Raw genomic sequence first — 18,451 nt, 5'->3', positions numbered from 1 at the left:
AGCTTCATCATGCCAGTTCGTGGACCCTTCGCGATGCGTTCTTGGACCGGCGCCAGCGCCGGGCCGGACCCTCAACATAGCGGCAGGACACCCAGGCCAGGGGTGCCACGATGAGCAATGCGGCTCCCGCGAAAATGAGCGGCGGTACTGCGTCATGAATTCCGAGGGAGGCAAGGACCTGCTGCACGGGCCAGCCGTAGATATAGACGCCGTAGGAAATGTCGTAGCGGGACCCCACCGCGGAAAGCGGCAGCTGCAAGGAACCGGCCAGCAGGAGAACACACAAGGGCAGGTGTATCAACGACGGGGCAAATCCCAGACCGGCAATGACAGCAACCAGGACAGCGCAGACACCGAGAGCACTGCGACCCGCAGGAATCCGGTCCCGGAAGAGGTATGCCAAGGAGCCCGCCAAGAACGACAAGACGGGCACCAACGGCCAGTCATAAGGAGTGGGCGAGGCAAGCCATCCGGCATCGACAGCAAAAACAGTTGCGGAACCGAGCAGGAAGAGACTCAATACCGCAACGCGGGCAAGTTCCGGGCGGAAGAGCCCGAATACCACGCCAACCAGGACGTAGCAGACGATCTCCCAAAACAGGGTCCAGAGCGGGCCATTCCATGACATAGGATCCGGCAGACCGTCCAGCGTTCCCGGGATGCCTGCAAGTGCTACCTGCGGCATCCCCGCACTCAGGTTCGTGGCGAAGTACATCAGCAGGTCCGGCCATGCGAACCGCCTGCCCGTGACGGCAGCCGTCAGCGGGGCTATCGCGAAGGCCACCACGGCGACGCACACGAAGAGTCCCGGATAGATCCGCAGAAATCTCGCCCGGGCGTAGCTCCCGGCGGTCCTCGCCTGCATCCTGCTCTGGGTAATCAGGTATCCGGAGATTCCGAAAAATCCTATGACGGCCCAGGTCCCCAGCTTCACACCACCGGGCTGCGGTTCGGGCCCGTATCCGCCCAACCACCACGAGTGGGACACGATGACCATTGCGGCGAGTACCAGCCTGATGGCGTTGAGCGAATTCTTGCCCTCCGCGAACCTGTGCCCCAGCATGGTTTCCCCCAATGAGTTTTGACTGGGTTCAGGGTATGGCAGTGGTCACATGTTGGCCATAGCGCCGCCAGGACAGGCACGCAGCGTGACAACAAAAAATCCCCCGGAGCCTAAGCTCCGGGGGATGTTGGTGACCCCAGCGGGATTCGAACCCGCGTTACCGCCGTGAGAGGGCGGCGTACTAGGCCGCTATACGATGGGGCCGTGTACTTTTCCGATCAGCATCTCTGCCATTCGGGCTAAGTGATTGTTTCACACACTTAGCAGCTGTTTCAAATCGGTAATTCGCTTTGAAACTTCCGAAAAACCAGCGGAATTCCGCGGATATTTCAGCGCTGGGATACCAGGACTCGAACCTAGAATGACGGTACCAGAAACCGTAGTGTTGCCAATTACACCATATCCCAATGGCACTTTCGGGCCGGTTCCGCAGGATCAATCCTGCGCTCCGAGCGCCTCAGCACGAGTAATTACTTTACCCGAGAGATTTGCCCTGCACAAATCGGCCCCCGAACCCCGCAGACGATGGCGCGGGCCGACCACTTTCCGCACGGCACGGGCCTGCCCTAGCGTCAAAACCCCCGGAATTACGCGGAAGTTGCCGTGCGCGCCCGGGGGGCGACGGCCCGTCGACGCGCCGCCGAGGCTCCCCGCGGAGGCCTGCATGCCGCGACCCTTTGCCTGTTAGCTGCATCACGTCCACGGCGGTGCCGGGCTGTGTGCAAGAAGCAGCGTGCAGGAAAAGGTGCGTTAGGCGGCCTGGTCCCCGGCCAGCAGCTCCAGCAGGGTGGCCACCTCGTGACCCCTGAAATCCGGGGCTGACTCCCCGACGCGGTTCAGCCAGACACCCAGCAGGCCGGCCGCCGTCGAGCCTTCAGCGTCGAGCAGCCGGTTGTCCCCGACGTACAGCGTGCTGTCCGCGGTGCTGCCCAGGAGGCGCACACCTTCCAGGTAGATGGCCGGATCGGGCTTGGGCACGCCCACGGTGTCCGTGCCCACGAGAACACGGATCCGATCCAGCCCGGCACTGTCCAGCTTGACGCGCTGGTAGTCATGCACGTTGTTGCTCACGGCACCGTAAGGCACGCCGGCAGCGTCCAGCGCATCCAGGAGCGGCGTCACATCTTCGAACGCCCTGACGTAGCTGGGCTGCAGCCGGGCATAGGAGCTGAGCCAGTTATGCGATTCTTCGCCTTCGCCCAGCTCGACGCCGAAGTGTCCCAGCGCCGCACGTCCCCGCAGCAGCCGCTGCTCGTTGAAGGTCAGCTCGCCAGCGAGGTAGCGGTCGTAGTAGTGCGTGGTTTCGTGCGTGAAGATCCTGCCGAATTTCTCCCACCCGGCCTGGTCTAGGCCGGGCAGGAGGTGTTCGCTGACATCGCGCAGGGCCGTGGTCATGGCGAATCCCAGGTCAACCAGGGTGTCGTCGATGTCGAAAAGGACGCCGCCCACCGCGCCGAACCGGCGGTCCAGGACTGCTCCGGCCTCCACGGCCGCCTGTCCGGACATCAGCCGCGGAAGGCGCGCAGCCGCGCCAGTGACGATTCCCTGCCCAGGATGACCATGGATTCGAACAGCGGCGGCGAGATCCGGCGGCCGGAGATGGCAGTGCGGACCGGGCCGAACGCCAGCCTCGGCTTGATGCCAAGGTCCTCCACCAGCGCCTGCTTCAGGGCGGTTTGGATGTTTTCCGCGCTCCACTCCCCAACGGGCTCGAGGGCGGCGAGCGCCGCGTCGAGGACCTCGACCAGGTTCTGGGGAAGGCCCTTGCGGGCGTCATCGGCGACGTCGATGGCGTCGTCGGCCTTGAACAGGAAGGCAAGCATTTCGGGGGCTTCGCCCAGCAGGGAGATGCGCTCCTGGATCAGCGGAGCGGCCTCGGCAAGGATCTCCTCCTCGCGGACGGTCAGCGAGTCCCCGACGAGTCCCGCGGCACGGAGGTAGGGGACCAGGCGTCCGCGGAAATCCTCCGGTTCAAGCATGCGGATGTGGGTGCCGTTGATGGCTTCGGCCTTCTTGATGTCGAAGCGTGCCGGGTTGGCCAGGACGTCGTTGACGTCGAAGTGCTCGATCAGCTGGTCCACCGTGAAAATGTCCTCGTCGGCAGACAGGCTCCAGCCGAGCAGCGAGAGGTAGTTCAGCAGGCCTTCGGGGATGAATCCGCGGTCCCGGAGCAGGAACAGGTTGGACTGCGGATCCCGCTTGGAGAGCTTCTTGTTGCCCTCCCCCATGACGTAGGGAAGATGCCCGAAGACGGGCATGTAGCTGGCCACGCCGATGTCCATCAGCGCCCGGATCAGGACCACCTGGCGGGGCGTGGAAGAAAGCAGGTCCTCGCCGCGGAGGACATGCGTGATGCCCATCAGGGCGTCATCGACGGGGTTGACCAGGGTGTACAGCGGGGAGCCGTCGGCGCGGACAATGACGTAGTCCGGGATGCTGCCGGCCTTGAAGGTGATTTCGCCGCGCACCATGTCCGTGAAGGTGACGTCCTCGTCCGGCATGCGGACACGCAGCACCGGCTGGCGGCCCTCGGCCTTAAAGGCAGCCAGCTGCTCATCGGAAAGATTGCGGTCGAAGTTGTCATAGCCCAACTTGGGGTCGCGGCCGGCGGCCCGGTGCCGCGCCTCAACCTCCTCCGGTGAGGAGTAGCACTCGTACGCGTAGCCGGCCTCCATGAGCTTGGCCACCACGTCCTTGTAGAGGTCGAGGCGCTGCGACTGGCGGTACGGCTCGTGCGGTCCGCCGACTTCGACGCCTTCCTCCCAGGTGATGCCCAGCCATTTCAGTGCTTCAAGCAGCTGCTGGTAGCTCTCCTCCGAATCGCGCGCGGCGTCCGTGTCCTCGATGCGGAACACGAACGTGCCATCGGTGTGCCGGGCATGGGCCCAGTTGAAGAGGGCCGTGCGGATCAGGCCGACGTGCGGGGTGCCGGTGGGCGAAGGGCAGAACCGGACCCGGACGGGGGTGTCGGCGGTGACTTCACGGAGGGCGGAGCTGGAGACGGCATGGGGCGCAGAAGGAGTAGTCATAGTGACTCCAACTTTACCGCCTGCCTCCCAGGGGAATTCGTCGCAACTGCCCGGTTGGCTGCAGCCCCGCAACAGAACAGCCGCCACGCGGATCCACGTGGCGGCTGCCGGCGATGCTGACGAAATGGGGCTAGCGGCGGACGATGGGGTTCGAGAGCCTGCCGATGCCCTCGATTTCGACTTCGAAGCGGTCGCCGGCCTGCACGAGATCCACGCCCGCCGGGGTACCTGTCATGATGACGTCGCCGGGAAGCAGGGTGAAAGCGCTGGAGACGATGGAGACGAGTTCCCGGACACCGCGGATCATCTGGTTGGTGCTGCCGTCCTGGCGGAGCTCGCCATTGAGCCTGCCCTTGATGGACAGGTCCTCGGGGTCAAGCTCGGTCTCGATCCAGGGGCCGAGCGGCGCGGAGGTGTCGAAGCCTTTGGCACGGGCCCACTGCAGATCGGTTTTCTGGACGTCCCGGGCGGTGAGGTCGTTGCCGCAGGTGTATCCGAAGATCACGTCGTCCGCGCGCTCTTCCGGAACGTCTTTGCAGATCCGCCCGATCACCACGCAGAGTTCGGCCTCGTAGGAGACTTCATCGGAGAACTCCGGAAGCACGACGGGGTCGTTCGGACCGACGACGGAGGTGTTGGGCTTCAGGAACAGCAGGGGGTGCTGGGGCACTTCGTTGCCGAGTTCGCGGGCATGTTCCGCGAAATTGCGCCCCACGCCGATCACCTTGCTGCGCGGGATGATGGGCGCAAGCAGGCGGACGTCCTCCAGCTTGTGGCGGACGTGGGTGCGTTCCACACCGTTAAAGAAAGGGTCGCCGTTGATGACAGTGATCTCCTCACTGCCTGGCTCGCCTTCAACGACGCCGTAGAGGGGATCAGAATCAGCTACAAACCGGGCAATACGCATGGCCCCAAGCCTACCGTCTCGCCCGGGACCGGCCACCGCATCCGCGCTTCCCGCTGCGCGCCCGCGTCAGATCCGCTCGCGCAGCGTGCGCAGGTACTCCAGCTGGGCCGCCACCGAGTTCTCGGCCGCCCGCCGCACAGACGGGTCGACGTCGGCATAGACGACGTCGGTGACGTCCCGGACTCCGGCGCCCCCGCCCAGGCCGGCCAGGGCCGTCCGGATCTGGGCGAGGCGGTCCAGCCGGTGGCTGCGGTAGGCCCGCACCACAGCATCCAGGGCCGGCAGGACAGGCCCGTGGGCGGGCAGCACCGTGGCCGGTCCCAGCAGTTCCAGCCGGTCGAGGGAGGACAGGTAATCGTCCAGCCGGCCGTCCGGGTGGTCCAGCACTGTGGTGCCGCGGCCAAGAATGGTGTCGCCGGTGAGCACGGAACCGGCGGGGCCGTCGAGGGGCAGCTGGAAGCAGACCGAATCGGAGGTGTGTCCCGGAGTGGCCAGGACCCGGACCTCGGTTCCAGCCACGGAGATAACCTCGCCCGGCTGGAGCGGCGCCCCACCCGTGCAGTGCGCCGGGTCGGCGGCGCGGACGGGGGCACCCGTGAGTTCGTGGAGGCGTACAGCGCCTGCGGTGTGATCAGCGTGGCGGTGCGTGATGAGGATGAGTTCGACGGAACCGGCACCGGCCAGCTCCTGCAGGTGGGGTTCATCGAGCGGTCCGGGGTCGACGACGGCGACGCCCGGGTGGCCGGCCGCGGCAACAATGTACGAATTGGTGCCGTCCAGGCTCATGGGCCCGGGATTGGGGGCCAGGCGGTACCTGGTCAGGGTGCTGCTGACGGCGAAGGCTGGTGGCGTGTCCGGATTCACAGACCCATTCTTGCATTTGAGCGGAAACGCCGACGGCGGGTGGCCGGCCAGGTGCCTCGACAGCACCCGCCGGCCAACCGCCGTCGTACGTGGGAAAAAGCGTCAGGCGAGCCTGGTGAGCCAGCCGTGCGTGTCCGCAACCGTTCCGGTCTGGATACCCAAAAGGTGCTCGCGGATGGCCATGGTGGTCTCGCCCGCTTTGGCATCCTCGGAACCGATGAATTCCGTCTCGTCCTTGAGCACGCCGATGGGAGTGATCACCGCCGCCGTACCGCAGGCGAAGACCTCGGTGATATCGCCGGAGGCCACGCCGTCCCGCCATTCATCCAGCGTGATCTTGCGCTCGCTCACGTCCCGGCCCATGTCCTTGGCCACCTGGATGACGGACATCCGCGTGACGCCTTCGAGGATGGTGCCGGTCAGTGCCGGGGTGACGAGCGAACCGTCCTTCATCACGAAGAACACGTTCATGCCGCCGAGTTCCTCAACCGCATTGTCATTGAACTGGTCCAGGAACAGCACCTGCTTGCAGCCGTTCGCCTCTGCCTCCTGCTGCGCGATCAGCGACGCCGCGTAGTTGCCGCCGCACTTGGCCGCCCCGGTGCCGCCGCGGCCCGCCCGGGCGTACTGGCGGGAAATCCAGATGGAGACCGGCTTGAGCTCGCCGCCGAAGTAGTTGCCCGCCGGCGAGGCGATGACCCTGAAGGACACTTCCCTCGCGGCCCGGACCCCCAGGAACGCCTCGGTGGCAATCATGAACGGACGAAGGTAGAGCGCTTCGCCGTCGCCCGAGGGGACCCATTCCTTGTCCGCTGCCACGAGTTCGCGGATGGCGCCGAGGAAGTATTCTGCGGGAAGCTCCGGCAGGGCAAGGCGGCGGGCGGACTGATTCAGGCGCGCGGCGTTGGCCTCTGGGCGGAAGGTCCAAATGGTGCCGTCGGCATGCCGGTACGCCTTCAGTCCCTCGAAGATCTCCTGGCCATAGTGGAGCACGGCGGCCGAGGGGTCCAGCGCGATGGGTCCGTAGGCTTCAATCCGGGCATCGTGCCAGCCGCCGTTTCCTTGTTCGTCGACCTTGTAGTCAACGATCGCAGTGTGGTCGGTGAAGTAGTTGCCGAATCCCGGGTTCGCCAGGATGGCTGCACGCTCTTCAGCAGACTTCGGGGTGGCCGAGGGATGCTGGGTGAATTCGACGCCATGGGCAGTCTGAGTCATGGTTCCTCCACGGTCGGCTGCCTGGCATGTGAACGTGGTTCAGCATCGGACCACGGCAGCATATTGGTAATTCAGGTCAAGCTTACGCCTGCTGGACTGGCCTAAACGGCCGCCGCGATGGCGTCCCCGATGGCGCTGGTGCTGCGCACTTCACCGTTGCGGCTTTCGACGTCGGCCACCACGGCGGCTTCGATCCTTTGTGCCGCGGCGGAATAGCCAAGATGCTCCAGCAGGAGCGCCGCCGACAGGATGGCAGCCGTGGGGTCCGCCTTCTGCTGCCCGGCGATGTCCGGCGCAGACCCGTGGACAGGCTCGAACATGGACGGCGCCGTACGGTCCATGTTGATGTTGCCGGAGGCGGCGAGACCGATGCCGCCGGTAATGGCTGCCGCAAGGTCCGTGATGATGTCGCCGAACAGGTTGTCCGTGACAATCACATCGAAGCGTGCGGGGTCCGTGACCATGAAAATGGTGGCGGCGTCGATGTGCAGGTAGTCGTGGCTGACTTCGGGGAATTCCTGGGCCACGGCCTCGACCGTGCGCTTCCACAGATGGCCTGCGTACACCAGGACGTTGTGCTTGTGGACCAGCGTCAGTTTCTTGCGCGGGCGCTCGTTGGCGCGCCGGAAGGCGTCGCGAACCACCCGCTCCACGCCGTGGGCAGTGTTCAGGGAAACTTCCGTGGCCACTTCATGGCGGGTTCCGCCCCGCAGCGTGCCGCCGTTGCCCACATAGGGCCCCTCTGTGCCTTCGCGGACCACGATGAAGTCGATGTTCCCCGGGTTGGACAACGGGCTGCCCACGCCGCCGTACAGCTTGGAGGGCCGCAGGTTCACGTAGTGGTCCAGGCTGAAGCGCAGCTTGAGCAGCATCTCGCGCTCAATGATGCCGGACGGAATCCGGGTGTCCCCGGGGGCCGCGCCAACGGCGCCGAACAGGATGGCGTCCCGGGTCCGCAGATCCTCCAGAACCGCGTCCGGAAGCGTCTCGCCCGTCTCGAGCCAGTGCTGCGCACCCAGCTTGTAGTGGGTCTGTTCGAGGGTGACGCCCTCGGCGGCGACCACCTTTTCGAGGACCTTGAGGGCTTCGGCGGTGACCTCGGGGCCGATGCCGTCGCCGGGGATGACAGCGAGATTGATCGTTGATGCGCTCATGTTTTTCAGAGTAGCCAAGCGATCCACATTCTGGTCAAACCGTCTCATTATTCAGACAGCAGGGACCGGTCGGGTCATTTGGCTGGCACCGGCGAGGCCACAACGGCCACATTCTTGCCCCAGAGGTCCTGGGTGTAGCAACTGACCAGCACGAGGCGGTTCGGAACAACAGACCAGATGGGGCTGTCCTTCAAGGTGGACTTCGTATAGGTCGTGACGGAGTCAACCCGGTAGGCAAGTTTTGCCTTGGCAGTAACGACGGTAAAGATGTCCCCTGGGACTGCCGCTGAACTGAGGTGGTTGAAGGGCGCGTCCTGGCCCTCCCAGCTATGCCCGATGACGTAGGTGGTGTTCACGGAGCCGACCCCGGGCTGGCCGTACGGTGTGAGCCAGTATCCGTCCATGGTCTCCGGTGGCACGATGGACCGACTGTCGACATCGCCGCCGCCCGGCTTCAGCGGGTGCACCACGACGTCCATGCCGGCAGCAGGATAGATGATTCGCTCCGGCGGTGCGGCGGTAATGGCCAGCGGCTTCGGGGCCGCAGCTTTTGCGGGAGCGGCAGCCTTGCCTGCAGCGGGAGCCGTCGCTGTGGCGGCGGGAGTCGGGCTCGTCCCTGCTTGCGGGCCCGCTGGAAACTGGGTCACCGGCCCGCCAGGTGAATACCGGACAACGGGCGCGTCCACGGCGGAGGCATTTGACAGGCCGGTACCGGCGGCGCCATAGATGAGCCAGGCAGTCAGAATCCCCAGACAGCAGAATGACAACACAAGCAGGTCCACGTAGCTGAGCAGCAGCCTTCGGCTGCCCCCACGCTCCGCCTCCCTGTTATGTCGATGGCTGCCCATGGCTCCTCCTTTTGGCGGGAATCGGATAGGAGGGTGCCACGTCCCAGCCACGTGGCACCCTCAAGCCGCTACCGTTTAGCTGCCAAGCTTCCTGGCCCGGGCACCACCCCGCGCCAGAACTACGGCGGACAGGCCCGTAAAGAGGGCTGTCAGGGCGGCCAGCCAAGCAGGAATCCCGCTCTCGGGTCCCGCTCCGGCAGCCGTCTGCACGTTGTAGCCCGCATTGGTCGCAGGAGCTGCAACAGGCACCGCCGCAACCGGCGCCGCAGCTGCAGGAGCAGCTGCTGCCGGCTTCGCCACAGGCTTTGCCGCAGGCTTGACCACCGGCTTTACCACGGGCTTGACCACTGGAGCCTCGGGTACCACAACCGCCGGCGGTGCTACCACCGGGGGTGCCACAACCGGGGGTGCCACAACAGGAGGCTGCTCCTCGGCCGGCGGTTCCTCCTCCGCTGGCGGCTCGTACGGCGGTTCCTCCTCGTTGTCGTCCGGTTCGGTGTAGCACGCATTGTCATCGTGCCCGCCGTTGCCGTTGTTCCCGCCGTTCCCGCCGTTCCCGCCGTTGCCGTTGTTCCCGCCGTTCCCGCCGTTCCCGCCGTTGCCGTTGTTCCCGCCGTTGCCGCCGTTGCCGTTGTTCTCGCCGTTGCCGCCGTTGCCGTTGTTGCCACTGTTCCCATTTTCGTGGCCGTTGACAGCGCTTTCGTTGACGTCGATTTCCACAATCGGGTTCGTCTCGGAGCCAGTTTCGTGGCAGACGGTGACCTTTCCGTCGCCCGGCGTGGCGATCGCCGGGAGTGTGGTGCCTAAGAGTCCGAGACCCACAAGCCCCACCGCCGCGATAGTTCGTCTCATTTCGTGTCCCTCCATACCGCTGGATCAAACTGACCGGACCGTTCGCGGCATTTCCGTCTCACACGAGCCACCTGTCTGAAGCTCAAACGGTGGACTAGAAGTTGATGGATACTCCCAAAGCGTCGTCAGTCTGCTTGCAATCTCAGGGTAGGATGCGGTTCCACGGCAGTCCCGAGTAGTCACTACGCCTTATTCGGGGGCCTTCTACTTGGTGCCGTCCGCTGTGGGACCCGTTTGTACCTGTCACCACTTGGATACAGGCGGCGCGGGTATGGGTACAACGAAAAGAACCCCCGCGCCCTGGTCGTAACAGGGGCACGGGGGTCCGCCGGCAGCGGCCGCCGCCGGGAGAGAATCAGGCTCAGGCCTCAGCCGGTTCCTCGTACTTCGGGAAGACCGGAACCGGTGCGGGGAGGCTGGTTCCGGGCACAATCGGCACCGGGATCGCAGTGAACTGCCGTGCGTCGCCTTCCGGCTGACCCAATGCGCCGAGCAGCGTGGCCATGGCGCCCGGCATGACCGGCTGCGCCAGGATTGCCACGACGCGCAGCACCTCGAGCGTTACGTAGAGTACCGTCTGCATGCGTTCGACGTCGGTCTTCCGCAGCACCCACGGGGCCTGCTCGGCGAAGTAAGCATTGGTGTCGCCCAGGACGCCCCAGATGGCTTCGAGGGCGCGGCTGAATTCCTGCTTGTCGAAGGCGGCACGACTCTGGTCCAGCAGGGCGTTGGCCTGGGCAAGGATGGCCTGGTCCCCAGCGGTAAATGCGCCGGGCACCGGAACCTGCCCCTCGCAGTTCTTCGCCACCATGGACAGCGACCGCTGCGCGAGGTTGCCGAAGTTGTTCGCCAGATCGGAGTTCATCCTCCCCACGATCGCCTCGTGGTTGTAGCTGCCGTCAGCGCCGAAGGGGACCTCGCGGAGGAAGAAGAAGCGGACCTGGTCCAGGCCGTACTGGGCCACGAAGTCCTCGGGGGCCACAACGTTGCCCAGGGACTTGGACATCTTGACGCCGTTGTTGTTGAGGAAGCCGTGGATCATGATGCGCTTCGGCAGCTCCAGGCCGGCGCTCATCAGGAAGGCGGGCCAGTAGATGGCATGGAAGCGCGAGATGTCCTTGCCGATGACGTGGACGTCCGCGGGCCAGTACTTCCTGAAGGGCTCCGATTCAACGTCCGGGTAGCCGGCGCCCGTCAGGTAGTTCGTCAGGGCGTCGACCCAGACGTACATGACGTGCTTGTCGTTGCCCGGCACGGGAACGCCCCAGTCGAAGGTGGTGCGGCTGATGGACAGGTCCTCCAGACCGCGCTTCACAAAGCTGATGACCTCGTTGAAACGGTATTGCGGGGCACCGAATTCCGGCTGCGCCTCGTACAGCGCCAGCAGCTTGTCCTGGTAGTTGGACAGGCGGAAGAAGTAGCTTTCCTCGGCCGTCCAGGTCACCGGGGTGTCGGTCTCCTTGGTGTACCGGGCGCCGTCCTCCTTGACCACGGTGTCGTCCTCACCGTAGTAGGCCTCGTCGCGCACGGAGTACCAGCCCTCGTACTTGGACAGGTAGATGTCCCCGTTGGCTTCCATCTTCTTCCAGATGGCCTGTGAGGCCGCATAGTGGTCGGCGTCCGTCGTGCGGATGAACCGGTCATAGGAGATGCCCAGGGCCGCGTGCGCAGCCTTGTAGATTTCCGCGTTCCGGTCCACGAGCTCCTTGGGCGCGAGGCCTTCCTTCTCCGCGGCCTGGGCGATCTTCAGCCCGTGCTCGTCAGTGCCGGTCAGGAACATCACGTCGTAGCCGTCGAGCCGCTTGAAGCGGGCCATTGCGTCGGTGGCAATGTATTCGTAGGCATGGCCGATGTGCGGCACACCGTTGGGGTACGTGATGGCCGTCGTGATGTAGAACGGGCTCTTGTCTGGGGAAGTCACGGGCGGAGGGTTACCTTTGGTGCGGAGGGATGGATCTAGATCAGTTCGGTCAGCGTATCGCTGAGCCGGACCAGTTCGTGATCATGTGAAGCAACAAGGACGGCAATGCCGTCGGATGTCGTGTCCTTCAGGATGCTGATGATGCGGTTGGCGGAGGCCCGGTCCAGGCTGGCCGTGGGCTCATCGACCACGAGCACGCGCGTTCCCAGAATGAGGGCGCGGGCAATGGCGACGCGCTGGCGCTCACCGCCGGACAGCTGGGCCGGGCGGTGCCGCATCCTGCGGCCCAGTCCCACCAGGTCCAGCAGGTCCTTGGCCATGTCCCGGCGCTGGTCCACTTCGCCGTCGGGAACAGCAGGCAGCAGGACGTTCTCGAGGGCGCTCATGCCGTCAATCAGCGCTCCGCCCTGGTCAACGTAGCCGATGAGGGCGCGGCGGCGGTCGGCGATCTCGTCGTCGCCCATGCTTTCGAGCGACTCACCCTCCCACAGCACCCGGCCCGACGTCGGCAGCGTGAGGCCCGCTCCCACTGTCAGGATGCTGGTCTTGCCGGAGCCGCTGCGGCCGGCGACGCAGTGCATCTCACCGGCGTGCAGCGTCAGGTCGAATCCCTCCACCACGCTGACGGCGTCGGCTCCGCCCTTGCCGCCGCCGTAGCGGATGGTGATGTTGTTCAGCTCAAGCGGTGTACCGTGATCGGCGGCCTTGACGAGGGTGTTGGCGCGCGTCTGGAGCGAGCCTTCGCCGTCGTCGTTCCCGCGCGCCCGGCGAAGGTTAAGGTCGTTGGTCATTGGACTACTTTCGTTGCAATCGGAATCCAGCAAAGTACGGCCACGAGCCCGGCCACGGCGGCCCAGAGCGCGGCATAGGGAGCGAGGAGCAGTCCGACGCCGAGGGCGCCCAGGACGCCGAGCGGCACAGCCACGGCACCCACCAGGACGTTCTCGAAGAACCGGACCTGTCCAAGCATGTCGGGGTTCCAGCCCATCGCCTCAAGCGTGCCGAGGTACTGGCGTTTGGCCTGCAGCTCGAAACGCCCGGTGACGAGGGTCAACAGCAGTCCGACCGCAACGCCGGCGAGCCCCAGGATGATGCTCGGCAGGGCGACGCTGGCAGCGGCCATGCCGCTCAGTGCGCTGGCGCCCGCGGCGCGCGGGATGTCAATCAGCAGGGCAATCAGGCCGCCGACTGCCGCGCCGAACACGCCGACCGCCACCGCGAGCGAGATGGCATTGAAGCGGTTGGTGGTCAGCTGCCGGTTGGCGAACGTGAGGGGCGAGTCAACGGCGATGAGCCGCTCGTCGTGCTGCGGTTCCTGGTCGATCTCCTCGCGGTGCCGCAACTGCTGCGCGGCGAAGAACGCCGCTGCGGCGTACAGCACCAGTACGGATGCCGAAACAATCACCGTGGCGAGGTTCCAGCTCAGCAGGCTCAGGATGATGCCCGCCAATGCCAGCAGCCCGGCGCCCACGGCGAATTCCTCCAGGACCCACGAGCGGATCCTCCGCTGGGTCCAGCCCATGGCGCGCAGCGTGCCGGCCTCGCGGCGCCGCTGGCGGACGTAGCTCACGGTGGATGCCCCGGTCAGCAGCGCTGCGCCGCAGAGAGTCAGGAAGAGCAGCGTGATGTTGGTGGCCGTCAGCGAGCCGCTCACGGCGTCGGCCGCGTCCTGCCTGACCCATGACTGCTGGACGGTGCCCAGTGCCGATTCCTTGCCTGCGCCGTCCTTTGAGTAGCCGGGGACGAAGATGTTGGCGTCCTCGCGGGCGGAGCCTGCCACGATGGTGGCTTCCAGGCCCATGTCGCGGATCTCGTTGGCCAGCTTCTCAACGTCCGGCTGGACCTGCTTCCAGCTTCCGGGCGTGGCGGCGCGCACACGCACTGCGTCGATGACCGAGGCGTTCTTCTCGTAGCCGCGGGCGGCCGCGAGGCCGTAGTAGTCCGTGATGGCGCCGGCCGACTGGCTGGCCAGCCCGGTGGCACTGAGGGAAGGCTTCAGTGTCGTGTCCTGGACGTCCTTGCCCTGGGCATCCTTGGTGAGGGTCAGCGGGGTGGGGTCGTAGCCTCCCAGCGGCAGCCTGTTGACATCCCCGGCGGCTTCCTGGACGGCGGCGGGGTCGAACGTTCCGTAGACCATGGCAAGCGGAGAGGCGAGCTTCTCCCCCGTGTCGAGGTTTTCCCGGTAGGAGCGCTCATCGACGGGATTGCGCTGGGTCTGGTCTACAGGCTCGCCGGCGGCCGTCTTTTCCGGAAGGCGGTTGACGGTCACCCACTCGCCTGCCGTGGCGGTCTTGTCCACGGCGCCGTTGGCCGCCGTGGAGCCGTCTGCGTACTTGGGCGCGGAGGCGAAGTTGGTGCTCCACGTGGCAGGGGTGTAAAGGCCGCGCCCGAAGCTTGCCGGGTTGCCCAGCAGCTTGGAGTGGTCCGTGGATCCGGGCCAGGAGAGGGCGAAGGGCGACTTCGAGACGAACGGCAGGTAATCCTTGCCCAGGGAGCGGTCAACGGTTCCGACGTCCTTGACCACATTTCCGGCGTCGTCGATTTCCTCGATCTTCACGGAGTACTTCAGGTCAAGGGATGTGCCCGAACGGACGATCAGCGGAATCGCCTGCGAATCCTCGGTCAGTTGGCCGCTGATCTTTGCCTGCTGGTACTGGGTCATGAGCGGGGCCCAGTATTTGAGCTTGACGCCGAGGAAGTCCGGCCCCTCCTCCAGTTCCTTCATGCTGATGCCGCTGGTGAAGAGGCTCTCAAAGTGCTGTCCCACTGCAGCGGCGTTTCGGGCGTCGGCGGGCGGCGCCTTCTCCAGGGGGGCCAGGAAGTCTCCTGCGGTTCCGAGCAGCGCGCGCTCGGCAACGGGGTCGACGGCGACCACGGATTCTGTCACTTCCGGCGCCATGGGCAGCGCAACGGTGAGGTTAAAAAGGTTGTGCTCCGAGCCGCCGGCAGGTGCCGGGAACTTGATGCCCGTCTCCCCCGCAGGTCCAGCGATCCGGACGCTCGTGCCGCCGTCCGTCTGTTCTTCAACGAGGCGGCCCTTGCCGAGGGTTCCCTCGGCCGAGGACTTGAAGAGCGTCTGCTCGGACGAGCCGTCCGAACTCGTGGCGCTGGCCGTCAGGCGGTACTTCTTGGGGGTCTCGTCCAGCACCGACTCTGCCGCAGGCCATTTGCCGGGATCGGTTGCGCTCGGGTCTCCGGCCGTGGCCGTGCCAACAAGTCCGGAGTTGAAGCCCAGGTAGTCCATCGCCTCAAGCCGCGGGGCCTCGAGGTTCTGAGTGACGCGGGAAACCAGGCTGATCGGTGCCGCAACGGAGGTACCCTGAAGGTCCCGGATGCCCTGCAGCTGGTCGAAGCTGATGCCGCCCTGGCCCGTGGCGATCTCCGGCTGCATCAGTGCCCCACCGGAACCAGCCTTGGCCTGGACCAGGATGTCGTAGAGCCCCCGCGAGTTTTCGTCCACGGTCCGGTTCAGCGCTGCCTGCGACTGGGTTTGAACCAGGACGGACAGACACATGGCGGCGATCAAAATGGCAGCGGTCAGCAGCAGCACTTTGCTTCTGATGAACCTCTGGACGGCATTCATTGGGCTCCCTGAAAAACCTGGATGGCGTGCGCACGCCTCATCACCGCTGGAGGTGAAGGTTTGTCCCTTGCGGGCGTACAAAAAGTATTGGCCGGCCTGCCGGCAAGATCCTTAATTCGGACCTAGCCATTGTACGCAGACCGGCCAATCATACTCGGCAGGGTGAACTGCGCGGCGTGGAGTTCACCCTGTGTTCATCTTCCTAGTCTTCGAGATCCACTTCACGCACCATCTCGGCACCGATGCCGGCCTTGATGGCATCCAGCACCTGCTGCGGGACGGAGCTGTCGATGGTCAGCAGCGCCAGGACCTGGCCGCCTTCTGCGTTCCGGGCCACCTGCATGCCGCCGATGTTGATGTTGTTCATGCCCAGGATGTGGCCGATGGTGCCGATGACACCGGGCCGGTCCGCATAGGAAACCACCACGAGGTGTTCGCTGATGGGGATTTCGACGTCGTAGCCGTTGACGCCGACGAGCTTCTGCACCTGCTTGGGGCCGGTCAGGGTTCCGGCGACGGAGATCTGGCTGCCGTCGCTCAGGGCGCCGCGGAGGGTCAGGACGTTGCGGTAGTCCTCGGCATCCGGGGTGGTGATGAGGCGGGTGTTGATGCCGCGCTGTTCGGCGATGACGGGGGCGTTGACGTAGGACACCTGCTCGGTGACGACGTCGGCGAAAATGCCCTTCAGCGCCGCGAGTTCCAGGACCTTGACGTCCAGGGAAGCGATCTCACCGGCAACCTCGACGTCGATCTGGGTCAGCGAGTCGTGCGTCAGCGCCGTGAAGATGCGGCCCAGCTTCTCGATCAGCGGGATGCCCGGGCGGACGTCGGGGGCGATTACGCCGCCGGCGACGTTCACGGCGTCCGGCACGAGCTCACCGGCGAGTGCCAGGCGGACGGACTTCGCCACGGAAACACCGGCTTTTTCCTGGGCTTCGTCGGTGGAGGCGCCCAGGTGCGGGGTGACCACCACGTTGTCCAGCTTGAAGAACGGCAGGTCGGTGCTGGGCTCCTGGACGAAGACGTCCACAGCCGCACCGGCGATCTGACCGTCCTGCAGTGCCGTGTAGAGGGCTTCCTCGTCCACCAGCCCGCCGCGGGCGACGTTGATGACATAGGCGGTGGACTTCATCTTGGTGAAGGCATCCGCGCCGAGCATGCCGACCGTCTCAGGGGTCTTGGGCATGTGAATGGTAACGAAGTCCGACTGTGCAAGCAGCTCGTCGAGGGTCACCAGCTTCACGCCGAGCTGGGCGGCGCGGGCGGAGGTGATGTAGGGGTCGTAGGCGAGGATTTCCGTGTCAAAGCCCTGGAGGCGGGCCGCGACCAGGGCGCCGATGCGGCCCAGGCCGATGATGCCGATCTTCTTTTCAAAGAGTTCGATGCCGGTGTACTTGGAGCGCTTCCATTCGCCGTCCTTCAGGGCGGCACTGGCCTGCGGAATGTGACGGGCAAGGCTCAGGATGTGGCCGACTGTGAGCTCGGCGGCGGAGACGATGTTGGACGTCGGGGCGTTCACCACCATGACGCCGGCCTGCGTGGCGGCCTTGATGTCGACGTTGTCGAGGCCGACGCCGGCACGGGCGATGACCTTCAGGTTCTTGGCGGCGGCAATGGCCTCAGCGTCCACCTTGGTGGCGGAACGGACCAGAATGGCGTCAACGTCCTCGATGGCAGAGAGCAACTGGGAACGATCGGCGCCGTCGGTCTGGCGGATCTCAAAGTCCGGGCCAAGGGCCTCGATGGTGGCGGGCGAAAGTTCTTCGGCGAGCAGTACTACGGGTTTTGACACGGCTGATCCTCTGCATAGCAGTCCTGGGGATAAATCAAGTCTAGGCTGACGGAAAGGCCGGGCTCACATTGTTAAGTGTGAACCCGGCCTCACTGTTGCGCTCTGTATGGCGCCAGGCGTGCAGCTTTAGCGGGCTGCGGAGCCTTCTACGTAGTCCTGGTCCTGCTGCTGCCAGGAGAACAGAGAACGCAGTTCGCGGCCGACACCCTCGATGGGGTGCTGCTCTGCCTTGGCGCGCAGCTCCTTGAACTCGACGCCGCCGTTGTCCTGGTCTTCGATGAAGCGCTTGGCGAACGCGCCGCTCTGGATGTCGGCGAGGACAGCCTTCATGTTTTCCTTCACCTCGGGGGTGATGACGCGCGGGCCGGAGACGTAGTCGCCGTACTCTGCGGTGTCGGAAACGCTCCAGCGCTGCTTGGCAATGCCGCCTTCCCACATGAGGTCAACGATGAGCTTGAGCTCGTGAAGCACCTCGAAGTAGGCGATCTGCGGCTGGTAACCGGCCTCGGTCAGGGTCTCGAAACCGTACTGGACCAGCTGGGATACGCCGCCGCACAGGACGGACTGCTCGCCGAAGAGGTCCGTTTCGGTCTCTTCGGTGAAGGTGGTCTTGATGACGCCGGCGCGGGTGCCGCCGATGGCCTTGGCGTAGGACTTGGCCAGTTCCCAGGCGGAACCGGAAGCGTCCTGCTCCACGGCGATGATGTCCGGGATGCCGCGCCCGGCCTCGAATTCGCGGCGGACCGTGTGGCCCGGAGCCTTCGGGGCGATCAGGATGACGTCAACGCCCTCCGGGGCCTGGATGTAGCCGAAGCGGATGTTGAAGCCGTGCGCGAAGGCCAGGGCCTTGCCTGCGGTCAGCTTGTCCTTGATGGAGTCGTTGTAGATCGCGCGCTGGTGCTGGTCCGGTGCCAGGATCATGATGACGTCGGCCCATTCGGCGGCGTCGGCAACGTTCTTGACCTTGAAGCCGGCTTCCTCCGCCTTGGCGATTGACTTCGAGCCCTCCTTGAGGGCGATCACAACGTCGACGCCGGAATCGCGCAGGTTCAGCGCGTGGGCGTGACCCTGGGAGCCGTAGCCGACAATGGCCACCTTGCGGCCCTGGATGATCGACAGGTCTGCGTCGTCGTCGTAGAACATTTCAGTCACTTGCGTAACTCCTCTTGAGTGGATTTGTTGTAGATAGGTGGGGTGGTGCGGTTACAGGCGAAGCGTGCCGC

14 protein-coding genes and 2 tRNA genes are annotated in these 18,451 nt (G+C 65.3%); all 16 read right to left on the bottom strand.

What is annotated here, in order from left to right:
• Nucleotides 1-7 precede the first annotated feature (7 nt).
• On the bottom strand, nt 8-1,063 hold the full coding sequence (locus JYA52_RS13680; protein WP_205653718.1) for an acyltransferase family protein: 1,056 nt from the start codon (nt 1,061-1,063) through the stop codon (nt 8-10).
• 128 nt (nt 1,064-1,191) lie between these two features.
• A tRNA-Glu gene (locus tag JYA52_RS13675) sits at nt 1,192-1,267 on the bottom strand.
• Between the two features lie 131 nt (nt 1,268-1,398).
• Nucleotides 1,399-1,470, bottom strand: a tRNA-Gln gene (locus tag JYA52_RS13670).
• A gap of 343 nt (nt 1,471-1,813) precedes the next feature.
• Nucleotides 1,814-2,569, bottom strand: a complete 756-nt coding sequence (locus JYA52_RS13665; protein ID WP_205653717.1) for an HAD family hydrolase — start codon at nt 2,567-2,569, stop codon at nt 1,814-1,816.
• Nucleotides 2,569-4,092 (bottom strand): glutamate--tRNA ligase, encoded by a 1,524-nt coding sequence (gene gltX / locus JYA52_RS13660; protein ID WP_205653716.1) that lies wholly within the window; start codon nt 4,090-4,092, stop codon nt 2,569-2,571. The genes JYA52_RS13665 and gltX overlap by 1 nt, the downstream gene beginning before the upstream one ends.
• Nucleotides 4,093-4,222: 130 nt before the next feature.
• Complete coding sequence (locus JYA52_RS13655) at nt 4,223-4,999, bottom strand: fumarylacetoacetate hydrolase family protein (RefSeq protein ID WP_205653715.1); 777 nt, start codon at nt 4,997-4,999, stop codon at nt 4,223-4,225.
• Nucleotides 5,000-5,065: 66 nt separating this feature from the next.
• Nucleotides 5,066-5,863, bottom strand: coding sequence for an MBL fold metallo-hydrolase (locus tag JYA52_RS13650; protein ID WP_307869369.1), 798 nt, complete (start codon nt 5,861-5,863; stop codon nt 5,066-5,068).
• 102 nt (nt 5,864-5,965) lie between these two features.
• On the bottom strand, nt 5,966-7,078 hold the full coding sequence (locus tag JYA52_RS13645) for a branched-chain amino acid aminotransferase (RefSeq protein WP_205653714.1): 1,113 nt from the start codon (nt 7,076-7,078) through the stop codon (nt 5,966-5,968).
• 101 nt (nt 7,079-7,179) lie between these two features.
• Nucleotides 7,180-8,232: a 3-isopropylmalate dehydrogenase gene (locus JYA52_RS13640; RefSeq protein ID WP_205653713.1), complete on the bottom strand. Its 1,053-nt coding sequence runs from the start codon at nt 8,230-8,232 to the stop codon at nt 7,180-7,182.
• 74 nt (nt 8,233-8,306) lie between these two features.
• The gene (locus tag JYA52_RS13635) at nt 8,307-9,080 is read right to left on the bottom strand and encodes a class F sortase (RefSeq protein WP_205653712.1); all 774 of its coding nucleotides are present in this window, start codon (nt 9,078-9,080) and stop codon (nt 8,307-8,309) included.
• Between the two features lie 75 nt (nt 9,081-9,155).
• Nucleotides 9,156-9,932: a hypothetical protein gene (locus tag JYA52_RS13630; protein ID WP_205653711.1), complete on the bottom strand. Its 777-nt coding sequence runs from the start codon at nt 9,930-9,932 to the stop codon at nt 9,156-9,158.
• Nucleotides 9,933-10,293: 361 nt separating this feature from the next.
• Nucleotides 10,294-11,853, bottom strand: coding sequence for a methionine--tRNA ligase (gene metG, locus JYA52_RS13625; RefSeq protein ID WP_205653710.1), 1,560 nt, complete (start codon nt 11,851-11,853; stop codon nt 10,294-10,296).
• 35 nt (nt 11,854-11,888) lie between these two features.
• Nucleotides 11,889-12,644, bottom strand: a complete 756-nt coding sequence (locus tag JYA52_RS13620) for an ABC transporter ATP-binding protein (RefSeq protein ID WP_205653709.1) — start codon at nt 12,642-12,644, stop codon at nt 11,889-11,891.
• The gene (locus tag JYA52_RS13615; RefSeq protein ID WP_205653708.1) at nt 12,641-15,436 is read right to left on the bottom strand and encodes an ABC transporter permease; all 2,796 of its coding nucleotides are present in this window, start codon (nt 15,434-15,436) and stop codon (nt 12,641-12,643) included. Before JYA52_RS13615 ends, JYA52_RS13620 begins: the two co-directional genes overlap by 4 nt.
• A gap of 202 nt (nt 15,437-15,638) precedes the next feature.
• On the bottom strand, nt 15,639-17,228 hold the full coding sequence (gene serA / locus JYA52_RS13610) for a phosphoglycerate dehydrogenase (protein ID WP_205653707.1): 1,590 nt from the start codon (nt 17,226-17,228) through the stop codon (nt 15,639-15,641).
• 126 nt (nt 17,229-17,354) lie between these two features.
• Nucleotides 17,355-18,380, bottom strand: a complete 1,026-nt coding sequence (gene ilvC / locus JYA52_RS13605; RefSeq protein ID WP_205653706.1) for a ketol-acid reductoisomerase — start codon at nt 18,378-18,380, stop codon at nt 17,355-17,357.
• Nucleotides 18,381-18,451 lie beyond the last annotated feature (71 nt).

The sequence above is a fragment of the Arthrobacter pascens genome, assembly GCF_017052465.1.
Lineage (GTDB): Bacteria > Actinomycetota > Actinomycetes > Actinomycetales > Micrococcaceae > Arthrobacter > Arthrobacter pascens.
Note: the sequence above shows the minus strand (reverse complement) of the source record. Positions and strands in the feature narration are given on the sequence as shown.